Consider the following 12,074-nt stretch of genomic DNA (forward strand, 5'->3'; position numbering starts at 1 on the left):
TCAGGCAACAAAAAAGCCCCGGACCTTCATCAGGCGGGGCTTCGGGTAGAGATGATGCGGTTCGACCGACTACGCGCGCACGCCTCCCGAGGCCCCGGAGGGCTTGGTGGTTTTGCTGGTGCGTTTGGTCGCGGTGATCATGGAGCGGACTTATGCGGGACAGATCGGCGTCCGTCAACGGCTTTTGGGCGAAAACTTGGCGAGAGAAAACTTGGCGAGTGCCGCGCCGGCCTCAGCGCCTGCGCGCGCCGGGCGGTTCGAGGATCACCTCTTTCAGGTCGCTGCCGGCGAGCACGACGATAACGAAATTGAGCTTGCCGCGTTCGCGCATCAGGCCACCGCTGATCGCCTTTCCGGAGGTCGTGCGCTCGGCCACCCGCACGGCGTCGGCGAGGCGATGCCGGAGCGCCCTCAGCACGGCGAGGTTGTCACGGTCTTCGGTGCCGAGCGACTTCAGCGGCGCGGCGGCCTCGCCACCCACCACTTCGCCGGTCGCCGCGTCAATGGCGTGCCGCCAGATGCGGTCCTGCTGCATGGTCTTGACCCGGTAGACCGCAGGCTCCGACGCGCCGTCGAAGCTGATGTCGGCGGTTATCGAACCGGAATGCAGCGCCTCCGCAATCGCCATCGCCTTGCGCAGCGAGATCTGGGCCGCCTGGAAGCTGTCGAGCTCGCGGCGAACCGTGTGCGCATCGAGCGCGGTGTCGTTATCCTGCGGGGTAAGTGCTGCAGCCGTTGAGCTCGTGATCGCGTGCGCCGGCGTCGCGAAGGGCAGGGCAATGAGCGCGGTTGCCAGCAGCCGCGTGCCGAATGCCCAATGCCGCAGTGCGTGTAATCGTCCCGTCGTCATGGTCGCATCCGTCGCGTCGAACCGCCGCCCGGGCAGAGAAAGTGCGGCCGACCTTTGTTAGTCAGAGGTCGGCCGCCGAACGTTCACACGGAGCGATGGCGGCAGCTCCGTCGTGACGATCGAAGTGACAAGGCGACACGAAACCGTTGGGGGGCTGAACTTGGGTTCCGCGTCTCATTGCAACTAAACAATACGGTTTCGTTCTGTTTCCTTCAAGGCTCATCACGACAACGTGTGAGGCGATGCAACGATCCTAAAACTGTCAGCGGGCCGGGCGGCGGCGCGCTTTCGTCGCTTCCTTGATCGCCTCTTTGGCCGCATCGCGAAGCCGGTCCTGCGGACCGATGGCGCCGGCGAGAAACAGCCGGATCGAGACTTCCATCCGGGTCTCGGCGGTCTTCATGTCGATCGGAATTCCGAATGTTGCCATCCGGTGGGTGTGGCCGACCACCATGTTGAGGAATGTCTCGGCCGCGATCGTGGTGTCCTCGAGGTCGAGGGCGCCTTTGTGGACCAGATGGTCGAAGAAATCCGCCGTGGTGGACACCGCTTTCGACCAGCCCTCGTCGACGGCAAGCTTGGCGACCTCGGGGAAATTAATTGCCTGCGCGGTCAGGATCCGGCTGAAAGCGATGGAGTCGGCGCTGCAATTCAGCACCAATAGCTGGCGTCCGAGCTCGGTCAGCCGTTCCTCGACCGAACCGTCGCAGTTGCCGCCGGCCTGCGCTTCGGCTGCCGCGGCGGCGAGCGGGGCAAGCCAGCGGGCGATCTCGCGGCGGAGCACCGCGGCGAACAGGCCCCGCTTGTCGCCATACTGACCATAGACCGTGGGCTTGCTGACGCGGGCGGCCTCGGCCACCGCGTCGATCGACGTCGCATCGAAGCCGCGCTCGAGGAACAGGCGGGTGGCGACCTCGATCAGCCGCTGGTCGCGCTCGATCGCAGCGTCCCGCGTCGGCCGGCCGCCGCGTGACTTGATCACGCCGCGCTTGGCCGCCTTGGCCTTGGTTGCCGTCAATCCCATTTGCCCATTCATCTCGTTGTGCATCGGACGGGTCTGTCCGGTCTATAACCCGCGCCGTGCGGATTCGTCCATTCGGCGGTACCAGGAGCAGGCCGCTTAAGGGGGCGTCGCAGTCCAGGCCTGCCCAGCGGCGGCCTTGTCGTATCCGTACTGGTACAGCGCGCGCATATAGGCGGTGTCGAAGCCCTGCGATTCCGGAGCCGGATAGTCGCGCTCGATGTAGGACAGATGGAAGCCCAGCCGGTTGCGCCGGGCGAAGTCATAGGTCGAGAGGATCACGGAGCGTGTCCGCGCCTGCGTGATCGCGGAAATGCTGCGGGAGGCGACCTCGATCGTCGAGTTCGAGACCAGCTCGAAGTTGCCCTCGAGCTTCTTGTTGACGAGGATGTAGATGTTCATGCGGCTGTTGGCGGGCCAGCGCATCCGGCAATGTCAGCACCGGCGCGGTCACGCCGCCGTCGACATGCATCTCCTGGAACCGGCGGCCCTGGCCTTCGGCGTCGATCATGATCGGCGGAAACACCAGCGGGATGCTGGCGGAGGCGGCCATCACGTCGCGAAACAACTGCAGCGCCTCGGGCGTTCCGACAGCGGCGATTCGCCCCATGTCCCAGATCACCGTGCGCTGGGTGTCGAGATCGGTGGTGACGATCAGGAGCTTTCGGCCCTTGGCGTTTTCGCGCGCCACCTCGCTCAGGATGTCCGGACCGACGTAACGCGCCACCAGTTCGCGCAGCCGCTTGTTGCCGAACAGCCCGGAGCCGAACAGCACCCGCATCAGGCTCGGATCCTGCAGCAGGCTTTCCGCGATGCCCGAGGTGTAGACCTCCTTTAGCGTGTCGTCGTAGCGCGGGCCAAGGAAGGCAAAGGGCGCAATCAGTCCGCCGGTGCTGACGCCGGAGACAACCGAAAAGGCCGGGCGGTTGCCGGCCGCGGTCCAGCCGTTGAGGACGCCCACGCCATAAGCCCCGTCGGCGCCGCCGCCGGAGAGGGCGAGGTAGGTCTTGATCGGGGCGAGGTCGCTCTTCTCGAGCTTGAATTTTGTCGCCGGCTCGTCGGCATAGCGGCGCAGCCCGTCGAGGTCGAGCACCCGCGAATTGGCGGCGTCGGCGGCCGTGTAGGGCATCCGCGGCAGCGAGCTGCAGGCCGAAAGCGCCAAGGCGAGGCCGCACAGCAGGATCGCTTGCCGGATCGCGCGGGCGGCCGTCATCCAAAGGCCGGCGCCGGCGGCCGGGCGCTAGGGGGTAAGACCATGTCTGCCAGTCACGTTCGCGGATCGACGTCGCTGCGGAAAGCCGGTTGCTCTATTGTCGTCATAAAACGACACTGTTTCGTTTTGTTTAACGAGGCTGATGATGCAAGACAAGCGTCCAGCCGGTCGTCCGTGTTCACGAAGTCGCGCGAGGGCCGCTATCCGACGGGTTGATCGGGCACCGGCGACACGCAATAAGCAGCCGCATGAATCTTCCCAATCATTTCGAGCTGCTGGCAACCGACGGCGCCGCCCGCACCGGGAGCCTGACCACGCCGCACGGCCTCGTGCGGACGCCCGCCTTCATGCCGGTCGGCACCGCGGGCGCGATGAAGGGCATGCATTGGCGCGAGGTACGTGATGCCGGCGCCGATATCGTGCTCGGCAACACCTATCACCTGATGCTGCGCCCGGGCGCCGAGCGCATTGCCGGGCTTGGTGGCCTGCAGCGCTTCACCGGCTGGGGCGGCCCGATGTTGACGGATTCCGGCGGCTTCCAGGTGATGTCGCTTTCGGAGCTGCGCAAGGTGACCGAGAAGGCCGTGACCTTCCGCTCGCATATCGACGGCACCAAGGTCGAGCTGTCGCCGGAGCGCTCGATCGAGGTGCAGCGGCTGCTCGGCTCCGACATCGCCATGCAGATGGACGAATGCGTCCGGTTGCCGGCGGAGCGCGCCGACATCGAGCGCGCGATGCAGCTGTCGCTGCGCTGGGCTGAACGCTCCAAGCGCGCGTTTGAGGCGGCGCCTGACGGCTACATGCTGTTCGGCATCGTGCAGGGCGGCGACGTGCCGGATCTGCGGCACGCCAGCGCGCGCGGGCTGACCGACATCGGCTTTCACGGTTATGCGATCGGAGGCCTCGCGGTCGGCGAGCCGCAGGCGGTGATGCTGGCAATGATCGAGGAGACCGCGCCGGCGCTCCCGGTCGATCGGCCGCGTTACCTGATGGGCGTCGGCACGCCGGAGGACATCCTCGAGGCGGTAGCGCGCGGCGTCGACATGTTCGACTGTGTGATGCCGACACGGAACGGACGCCACGGCATGGCGTTCACCCGCTTCGGGCAGATCAACCTGCGCAACGCCCGGCACGTCGACGATCCGCGCCCGCTCGATGAAGAGAGCCCGTGGCCGGCGGCGAACGGCTATTCGCGGGCCTATCTGCATCACCTGGTGCGATCGGGCGAAACACTTGGGGCAATGCTGCTGTCCGAAATCAACGTCGCCTACTACCAGCAGCTGATGCAGGGCATCCGCGATGCGGTGGCGAACGGCACGTTCGAGGACTTCAGAACGAAAACGCGCGCCGGTTGGGCGCGCGGTGACATCGCTCCAAGATGAGCTGTGTGATCAGTTGCACACGATCGGTTTCACCGCGTGTTTGGTAACGAACCCGTAACCGCAGTTGTCGCAGGTCCAGAGATAGCTGATCAAATTGTCGAACAGGTACGCGGAGGCTTCCGCCGCCACCATGGAGTCCGCACACACCGGACAGGTCGGCAAATCGCAGCCGCGCGGATCGGGCCTGGACGCTGTGGTCGACAGAACTTCAGCGAGAGCTGGCATGTGACCTCCTTTGCGTTCTGAGCTGCACCTGACGAAAGTATATAAACCCATTTGTTTGACCTTGTCGCAACACAAATGCGTAGGTTTTACGTTATTTGCGCAGGTTCTATTTTGCGATGCAACGAATTCGCGTTGCGGCGGTTTCTCACTTGCGTGCCATGGTGCGCTGCTTCTAATGAGACAAGACCGCATATTCCCAGCACATCCGCTACAGGAGCCGCTTGATGGACGCGCCGTCGACAACGAGTGCAGTGCAACCCGGACGCGGCCGCGTCTTTGACTCCATCGTCGATGCGATCGGCTCTACGCCGATCGTGCGGCTGCGCAGATTGCCGCAGGCGGCTGGCGTCAACGCGACGATCCTCGCCAAGCTGGAATACTTCAATCCGGCAGCCAGCGTGAAAGACCGCATCGGCGCGGCGATGATCGTGGCAATGGAGAAGGCCGGCATCATCAACGCCGACACCGTGCTGATCGAGCCGACCTCGGGCAACACCGGGATTGCGCTTGCCTATGTCGCGGCCTCGCGCGGCTATCGGCTCAAGCTCGTCATGCCGGAATCGATGTCGATCGAGCGGCGGCGGATGCTGGCCTTTCTCGGCGCGGAGATTGTGCTGACCCCGGCCGCGCAGGGCATGAAGGGCTCGATCGCGACCGCGGAGGAATTGGTGCGCACGACGCCCAACGCTGTCATGCCGCAGCAATTCAAGAACCTCGCCAATCCCGAGATCCATCGCCGCACCACCGCCGAAGAGATCTGGAACGACACCGGCGGCAACATCGATTACTTCGTTGCCGGCGTTGGCACCGGCGGCACCATCACGGGCGTTGGCCAGGTGCTGAAGCCGCGCAAGCCATCATTGCGTGTCGTCGCGGTGGAGCCGGAAGAGAGCCCGGTGCTGTCGGGTGGCCAGCATACGCCGCACAAGATCCAGGGCATCGGCGCGGGCTTCATCCCTGACATCCTCGACCGCTCCGTGATCGACGAGATCGTCAAGGTCAATAGCGCGACCGCGATCGAGACCGCGCGCGAGCTGGCGCGCAACGAAGGCATCCCCGGCGGTATCTCGTCGGGTGCCGCGATCGCTGCCGCCTTGCAGATCGGCAAGCGGCCGGAAGCGGCCGGCAAAACCATTCTGGCGATTGTGCCGTCATTCTCGGAGCGCTATCTCTCTACGGTACTGTTTGAAGGAATCTGAGACACAGGAATCCAGCATATGGCTGACCAGCCGAGGCGACCGCGAACCCTGAACGATGCGCGCAGCGAAGCCGAGGCGGCGTTCAAGCGCGCCACCACCAAGGTCGCGGACGCGGTGCCAAAGACCGTCGCTGTCCCCGGCGTCCGCGAGCAGGTCACGCTGCGGATCGATCAGGACGTGCTGGAGTATTTCCAGGAGGGCGGCCCCGGCTGGCAGGACCGCATCAACGCGGCGCTGCGCAAGGCCGCCGGAAAGTAACACCTTTCGAAACCGGGAGGCCCGGGACGATCCCCGGGCTTTGGCTGGCGGGCGCGGCCGCGCTGGCTGCGGCGCGACGCGAGCGTCACCTCGCGCGCGCCGGCTTCCTTGCGGTCGGTTTCAGGTTCATGAGGTTGCCGGCCAGGATCATGGCCGCGCCGAGCACCGTGTAAACATCGAGCCTTTCGGCATAGATCAGCCAACCGGCGATCGCCGTCAGCGGCACGCGGACGAAATCCATCGGGATCACGACAGTCGCGTCGGCGTGGAGCAGGGCGCGTGCCATGCAATAGTGCGAGAACGTGCCGCAGAACGCGATCACGGCGAGCCAGCCCCAGGTCGAGAGCGGCGGACAGGTCCAGACATAGACCGCAGGCCCGATGCTCGCGAGCGATTGCACCACCAGCATCCAGAACATGATCGTCAGCGTCTGCTCGGTCCGCGTCAGCGACTTGACCACGGCGACCGAGATGCCGAAGCCGACCGCCGCGGCGAGCGCGATCAGCTGGCCCGGATTGATCGCGCCGGCCGCCGGCCGCACGATCACGAACACGCCGACCAGCCCAAGCACCATCGCGACGATCTTCCACAGCGTCATCCGCTCGCCGAGAAAGCTCGCCGCAAGGATCGCGGTCCAGATCGGCATCGTGAACTCGATCGCGACCACCTGGCCGATCGGGATCAATGTCAGCGCAAAGAACCAGCCGAGCTGCGCGCAGAAATGGATCAGGTTGCGCACGATATGGACGTGCACCCGTGCCGTCTTCACGATCGCAAACCCGCCATTCATGTGGATCAGCGGATAGAGCATCGCGAAGCCGAGCACGCCGCGCACGGCCATCAGCTGGAAGGCGTTGACCTCGCGCGTCGCCTCGCGGCCGGCCACCGCCACGATCAGCATCAGCGCGAGCCAGCCGGACATCCACAATGCTGCGCGGGTCTTTGAGGGCGTGCGATCCATGACGGGGAACGGCGGAGGAGGGGTGCCCGGTATCGGCGAGCTGCCATGAATTTGCAACGCGCAATTCCGTCTGCGCGGTGATGCGTCACCCACGCGATCTCTGCTAAGCAGCATCGACTACGCTGTCATCCCGGGGCGCACGTGAAACGGGCGAACCCGGGATCTCGAGATTCCGGGTCTGGCTCTGCGAGCCATCCCGGAATGACGAACGCCAAAAAGGAGGATCTGCTCATGCGCGTCTTGCAACCGGCCGAATGGTCGAAACCCCGCGGCTTCTCGCACGGTGTCGCGTTCGACGCGCCCGGCAAGTGGATCGTGCTGGCGGGGCAGACCGGCGGCGACGAGAAGGGCGACTACGCCCCCGAGATGGCCGCCCAGGTCGGCACCGCGTTGAAGCGCATCATCAAGCTGTTGAATGAGGCCGGTGCTGGCCCCGAGCACATCGTCCGCCTGACCTGGTACCTGACCAGCCGCAGCGAATATGAGGCCGCGGGCGCCGGTATCGGCGCGGCGTGGAAGGAGACGCTCGGGCGCAATTTCCCGCCGTCCACCTTGCTCTATATCGACGGGCTGGTCGATCAGCGCGCCAAGGTCGAGATCGAGGTCACCGCATTCGTGCCTGCGGCATAGCACCGCTGGGGCGTAAACAAAAAGCCCTCGGGGATGACTCGAGGGCTTTCCCAGGTTGGAGTTCGGATCGATTACTTCGACAGCGTGATGCTGGCGCCGCGGAACTGGCTGTCAGCCCTGATGGTAACGGCCTGCTTGTTGCCGGTGGTGCGCATCGAGATATCGGCGTTGAAGCCGGGAGCGCTGGCAACGACCTGGAAGTTGCCGCCGCCGCCGCGACCCTGCAACGAGCCGCTGACATTGCGGCTGGACTCGCTCCAATTGCCGCTGACCACGCTGCCTTCGGCCTGCACATCGGCCGCTAGGTTGAACTTGTAAGCGTCGCTGGCGCAGGTGAGGCTCATGGTCATCCGGGGCCCGCCGACGTGATACGTCGCCCGGCAGCGGATGCGCTCGCTGGAGCCGTCGTCCAGCGTGACCGAGCCGGCGCCCGACCAGGTGCCCGCCATGCCGGCGAACGGGCCGGACTGGGCATGGCCCGTGGTACTTGCGAGTGCGGTCACGAAAAACGCGGCGGCTGCAAATGCTGGCCGCCGCGCGATGGCAAAGAAACTTGATAGGCTGGTGATCTTACTGACGGGATGCTTCCCATCGGCCGCTGCATGGTACGCCAGCTGATGCCCCATTCCACTTCCCCGATCCGGAGTTGCCACTGAGTTGTCCGTTCGCATATGCACCATTGATCGAGACTCGCACAAGTCCCCCGCTGCCGACGGTGCCGGAGATCGCCGCGCCCTGTGCCGAGATCTTTCCTTCAGCGACGGTCACGGTCGAGCTCTGCGACGGTTCGCAGCTGCCGGTCTTGGTGACGACGGTGACGTTCCAAAGCCCGTCATAAGGCTGCTGAGCGGACACGGGAGCAGCGGTGAGGGCCGCAGCCGAAGCGACCGAAGTGACCAAAATCAGGTCGCGAATGCGGATCGAACGCATGAATCAAATCCCTGTAATTTCGTGTGATGACGCGGCTTATCCTGTCACAATGTGTTCAAAATTTGCTGCGTCGCGGGAGTCCCCAAATGTTCCTGTGAACTCAAACACATCATGGTGAATTCGGTTCCGGATCAGGAACGGAAAATCCGAGCATCGCTTTTTCGAACGAGGTATTCATATACTCTGCTCGGGTTAGTGTTTGCCGGGGCTCAAATTCGGCGCCTTGGTCGCGAACTGCTCATCCTGGACCTTGGCCGGCAACGAGCCGTTGACCTTGCCATAGTCAATGACCTGGGCGAGCAGACGCAAACCGAGCGGCGCCAGCGCGCGCTCCCAGAGCTCGCGGGCGGTCTCGCCTTTCTTGACGAACACCCAGTCCTGCGCGGCGATCGCGCCGGCGTCCATGCGGTCGGCGAGGTGATAGATGCTGCCGCCGGCGATCGGATCGCCTTCCTTGATGGTCCACTCCACCGCGGCGATGCCACGGTGGCGCGGCAGCAGCGACGGGTGGTATCCGATGCCGCCGAGCCGGGACGCGGCAAGCGCCTCCCTGCTGACCCGGGCATGGCTGTGGGCGGTCACGATCAGGTCGGTGTCCGGCGCGATCTCGGCGGCCGTCACCAGCTTGGGATCAGCCTGGACAACGACTTCGATGCCGGCCGCCCTGGCCGCTGCCGCCAGCCGGTCCTCGCCGTCATGGACGACCACCCTGACCAGCGTGACGTGGTGTTCGCGCAGCATGTTCAGGGTCGTCACGCCGAAATGGCGGGAACCGACAAGGGTAATGCGCATGGGGATCTATTCCGTGGGGTTTACTCGGGGATTGCTCGGGCCGCCGCTATGCCGATAGCACACCGCGGCGGCCTGTTTCGCTGTCTTGCCCCTTATCAACAGGACGGCCGGGTGGCAAATGTCAGGCCGCCGGCTGCTTGCTGGCCAAAACCTTGTCGATGCGCCGGCCGTCGAGGTCGACGATCTCGAATTCCCAGCCCTGCGCGGCGGTTTTCGCGCCGACATCGGGGATCGCGCCGAATTCATGCAGCAGGAAGCCGGCCGCGGTCTGGTAGGGCCGCGGCGAGGGCAGCGTGATGCCGAGCAGCTCGCTGAATTCCAGCGCCGGCATCCAACCGGAGATCAGATAGGAGCCGTCGGCGCGCCGGACATAGGCAGGCTCGGCCGGTCCTTCCTCGGTGTGGAAGGCACCGACGATGGCCTCGAGGATGTCGGCGCTGGTGACGACACCCTGGAAGGTGCCGTACTCGTCGTGGACGAGGCCGATATGCACTCTGGAGTCGCGCAGAATCGCGACCACGTCGCGGGCGTCGACGGTCTCCGGAATGATCGGCGCATCGCGCGTCAGCGCGCGGATGTCGGGCGTCTGGCCCGCGAGGTAGACATCGAGCACGTCCTTGGCCTGCACGATGCCGAGCGCATGGTCGCGGTTGCCGTCGAACACCACGCAGCGCGAGTGACTGCTCTTTTGCAGCGTCGCCAGGATCTCGGCCGCGGGAGCGGCGAGGTCGATCAGGCTGACCTCGTGGCGCGGCGTCATCACGGCGCCGACCGGCAGATCGCCGAGCCGCATCACGCCGGCGATCATCTCCTTTTCGCCGGGCTCGAGCACACCGGCGTTCTCGGCCTCCACCACCAGCGTCTTGATCTCGTCCTCGCTGACGCGGTCCTGTGCATCCTCGCGATGGCCGAGCACCCACAGCAGCAACTTGCCGGAACGGTCGAGCAGCCACACCAGCGGCAGCGACAGCCGCGCCATCATGGTCATGGCCGGAGCGACCTTGACCGCGATCGACTCGGGATCGCGCAATGCGATCTGCTTCGGCACCAGCTCGCCGACGATCAGCGAGGCATAGGTGATCACGCCGACGACGAGGCCGACGCCGACCGCGTCGGCGACACTTGGGGACACGCCGAGCTCAAGCAGCCATTGCGTCAAACGCTGGCCGAGCGTTGCGCCCGAGAAGGCGCCCGACAGCACGCCGATCAGCGTGATGCCGATCTGCACCGTAGAGAGGAACTTGCCGGGATCGGAGGCCAGTGCAAGGGCGCGGCGCGAACCGCTGACGCCTCGTTCGACCAGCGCCGCGAGACGCCCCGGACGCGAGGAAACGATCGCGAGCTCCGACATCGACAACAGACCGTTGACGACGATCAAGACCGCCACGATCGCAAGTTCCAGATATAACACGGGAGTCCCTAAACATTGGCGGCGTCGGCCGCTACACGACGCCCAATATAGGCATGCCGGAGCGATTTTGCTGTGCCTTGTCGGGCGTCCCTGCACAAGCAGAGGGTGCGTATGGCCAGCATGCAGCAGGAGATCGCGGCATTTTGGCGCGCTGGCATCATACCCTAGGCGAGGATCCGCAGCGCCGGCTTGGCGAACCTCCTGCCCGATGAGGCGGGCTGCATCAGCATTCGTTTGGAGGCGGCTTGCAGTTGCACCCGCAAGTCGGCGTTGCATTGCTTCATCTGGTTGCGCAATTCGCGGCGGGAGAAGGCGGTGAGCGAGGGGTCCGCGAGTTGCTGCCAGGCCTTGCGCAGCCATTCCTGCAGTTCGCGAATGTTCTGATCCAGAACCTTCTGATCAAACACGTCGGGCTGGGTCATGCCGCCAAATCCCACGAAGCGATCAGTTGCAAAGTAACGCTGATTCGCGTCGCTTCACCTAGCGCAATGTTGCGCAGGCGCGTTTGCGGCAGGGGAGATCGAAGGCTGCAGGCGTGTTCGTGCCCGCGTCAGCGAGCGTCGCTGGGCCCGGTGCGCAGCAAATCCAGCGCGACCGGCAGCGCGAGGAACAGCGCTGCGAGCATCGAGAGATGACGCGTCCGCGCGGCGGTCAGTCCGAGATCGTATTGGGCGAGATAGGCCAGCATGATCGCGATGTAGGCGGCGACGCAGATTGCGACGGCGATGCTTCCGAAATCGGTCTTGCTGTCGGTCTTATCGTCCACGGCGGCACCACGTCGTTACCGGAGCGGTGTAGCGTGGCTCGGCTTCACCAACTATGAGCTGGATCACGAGCGGAGGGGCCACTCCGGCCAAATGGCTTCGTGCGTCACGACGGGCCAACTGGCGGAGGCAAACGTCGCAATCAGCATTCCGCAGCAACGTGGCCGCGGCGACTGAAACTCCAGCCCGGCCTTGGCGACCACCTGCCGCCAGCAAGCGGCCTAGCGGGAAGGGCTGCGTTTCGGCTGGCCTTCGCGCGGAAGCTCGACCGGGATGTGGGGCGCGGTGCTCACCACGCGGGGGCTTCCGTCAGAATGGGTCTGGCCGTTGAGCAATGTCTCGAGCACCAAAAAGAATTTTTCAGAAAGCATGGGCGTAGCCCTCGTCGTCTAATGTCCTTGTGTCGCGGCGCGCCGCGGAAAATTCGATCAACAAAAT

The 12,074-nt window shown here is 64.9% G+C and carries 15 protein-coding genes and 1 pseudogene; 4 read left to right on the top strand and 12 right to left on the bottom strand.

Annotation, left to right across the window (positions count from 1 at the left end; translation table 11 throughout):
* Positions 1-232: 232 nt before the first annotated feature.
* From ACVI1L_RS34285 to ACVI1L_RS34295, 3 genes and pseudogenes are all read right to left on the bottom strand, one after another.
* Positions 233-850 carry a PepSY domain-containing protein gene (locus ACVI1L_RS34285; protein WP_057018499.1) on the bottom strand — a complete coding sequence of 206 codons (618 nt, stop codon included), beginning with the start codon at positions 848-850 and terminating at the stop codon, positions 233-235.
* A 262-nt stretch (positions 851-1,112) separates the two neighbouring features.
* Positions 1,113-1,874: a TetR/AcrR family transcriptional regulator gene (locus ACVI1L_RS34290; RefSeq protein ID WP_456784922.1), complete on the bottom strand. Its 762-nt coding sequence runs from the start codon at positions 1,872-1,874 to the stop codon at positions 1,113-1,115.
* 96 nt (positions 1,875-1,970) lie between these two features.
* A pseudogene (locus ACVI1L_RS34295) lies at positions 1,971-3,084 on the bottom strand (patatin-like phospholipase family protein).
* Positions 3,085-3,332: 248 nt separating this feature from the next.
* Between ACVI1L_RS34295 and tgt the strand changes: the two are divergent.
* Positions 3,333-4,466, top strand: a complete 1,134-nt coding sequence (tgt, locus tag ACVI1L_RS34300; protein WP_456784923.1) for a tRNA guanosine(34) transglycosylase Tgt — start codon at positions 3,333-3,335, stop codon at positions 4,464-4,466.
* A gap of 9 nt (positions 4,467-4,475) precedes the next feature.
* Here tgt and ACVI1L_RS34305 read toward each other — a convergent pair whose 3' ends face one another.
* Positions 4,476-4,691 carry a hypothetical protein gene (locus ACVI1L_RS34305; RefSeq protein WP_028332087.1) on the bottom strand — a complete coding sequence of 72 codons (216 nt, stop codon included), beginning with the start codon at positions 4,689-4,691 and terminating at the stop codon, positions 4,476-4,478.
* A gap of 224 nt (positions 4,692-4,915) precedes the next feature.
* Here ACVI1L_RS34305 and cysK point away from each other — a divergent pair, with 224 nt between their 5' ends.
* Together cysK and ACVI1L_RS34315 are read left to right on the top strand one after the other, a co-directional pair.
* Complete coding sequence (cysK, locus tag ACVI1L_RS34310; protein WP_076828575.1) at positions 4,916-5,890, top strand: cysteine synthase A; 975 nt, start codon at positions 4,916-4,918, stop codon at positions 5,888-5,890.
* Positions 5,891-5,908: 18 nt separating this feature from the next.
* Positions 5,909-6,148, top strand: coding sequence for a BrnA antitoxin family protein (locus tag ACVI1L_RS34315; RefSeq protein WP_050400483.1), 240 nt, complete (start codon positions 5,909-5,911; stop codon positions 6,146-6,148).
* A gap of 85 nt (positions 6,149-6,233) precedes the next feature.
* Here the strand turns inward: ACVI1L_RS34315 and ACVI1L_RS34320 are convergent, their stop codons facing one another.
* Positions 6,234-7,109: a DMT family transporter gene (locus ACVI1L_RS34320; RefSeq protein ID WP_456784924.1), complete on the bottom strand. Its 876-nt coding sequence runs from the start codon at positions 7,107-7,109 to the stop codon at positions 6,234-6,236.
* Positions 7,110-7,340: 231 nt separating this feature from the next.
* Between ACVI1L_RS34320 and ACVI1L_RS34325 the strand changes: the two genes are divergently transcribed.
* On the top strand, positions 7,341-7,739 hold the full coding sequence (locus ACVI1L_RS34325) for a RidA family protein (RefSeq protein WP_057018605.1): 399 nt from the start codon (positions 7,341-7,343) through the stop codon (positions 7,737-7,739).
* A gap of 71 nt (positions 7,740-7,810) precedes the next feature.
* Here ACVI1L_RS34325 and ACVI1L_RS34330 read toward each other — a convergent pair whose 3' ends face one another.
* The 7 genes from ACVI1L_RS34330 to ACVI1L_RS34360 form a co-directional block, all read right to left on the bottom strand.
* The gene (locus ACVI1L_RS34330; protein WP_076828573.1) at positions 7,811-8,365 is read right to left on the bottom strand and encodes a hypothetical protein; all 555 of its coding nucleotides are present in this window, start codon (positions 8,363-8,365) and stop codon (positions 7,811-7,813) included.
* A complete protein-coding gene (locus ACVI1L_RS34335) occupies positions 8,310-8,669 on the bottom strand; it encodes a hypothetical protein (protein ID WP_076828571.1) in 360 nt (119 codons plus the stop codon). The genes ACVI1L_RS34330 and ACVI1L_RS34335 overlap by 56 nt, the downstream gene beginning before the upstream one ends.
* 192 nt (positions 8,670-8,861) lie before the next feature.
* Positions 8,862-9,461 carry a formyltransferase family protein gene (locus ACVI1L_RS34340; RefSeq protein ID WP_018271570.1) on the bottom strand — a complete coding sequence of 200 codons (600 nt, stop codon included), beginning with the start codon at positions 9,459-9,461 and terminating at the stop codon, positions 8,862-8,864.
* 121 nt (positions 9,462-9,582) lie between these two features.
* Positions 9,583-10,872: a hemolysin family protein gene (locus ACVI1L_RS34345; protein ID WP_057018492.1), complete on the bottom strand. Its 1,290-nt coding sequence runs from the start codon at positions 10,870-10,872 to the stop codon at positions 9,583-9,585.
* 164 nt (positions 10,873-11,036) lie between these two features.
* Entirely contained in the window at positions 11,037-11,294 is a 258-nt protein-coding gene (locus ACVI1L_RS34350; protein WP_057018491.1) for a hypothetical protein, read from the bottom strand.
* 128 nt (positions 11,295-11,422) lie between these two features.
* Positions 11,423-11,638, bottom strand: a complete 216-nt coding sequence (locus tag ACVI1L_RS34355) for a hypothetical protein (protein ID WP_057018490.1) — start codon at positions 11,636-11,638, stop codon at positions 11,423-11,425.
* 219 nt (positions 11,639-11,857) lie between these two features.
* Positions 11,858-12,007: a hypothetical protein gene (locus tag ACVI1L_RS34360; protein WP_167350391.1), complete on the bottom strand. Its 150-nt coding sequence runs from the start codon at positions 12,005-12,007 to the stop codon at positions 11,858-11,860.
* Positions 12,008-12,074: the final 67 nt, after the last annotated feature.

It is taken from the genome of Bradyrhizobium sp. USDA 4516 (genome assembly GCF_054055915.1).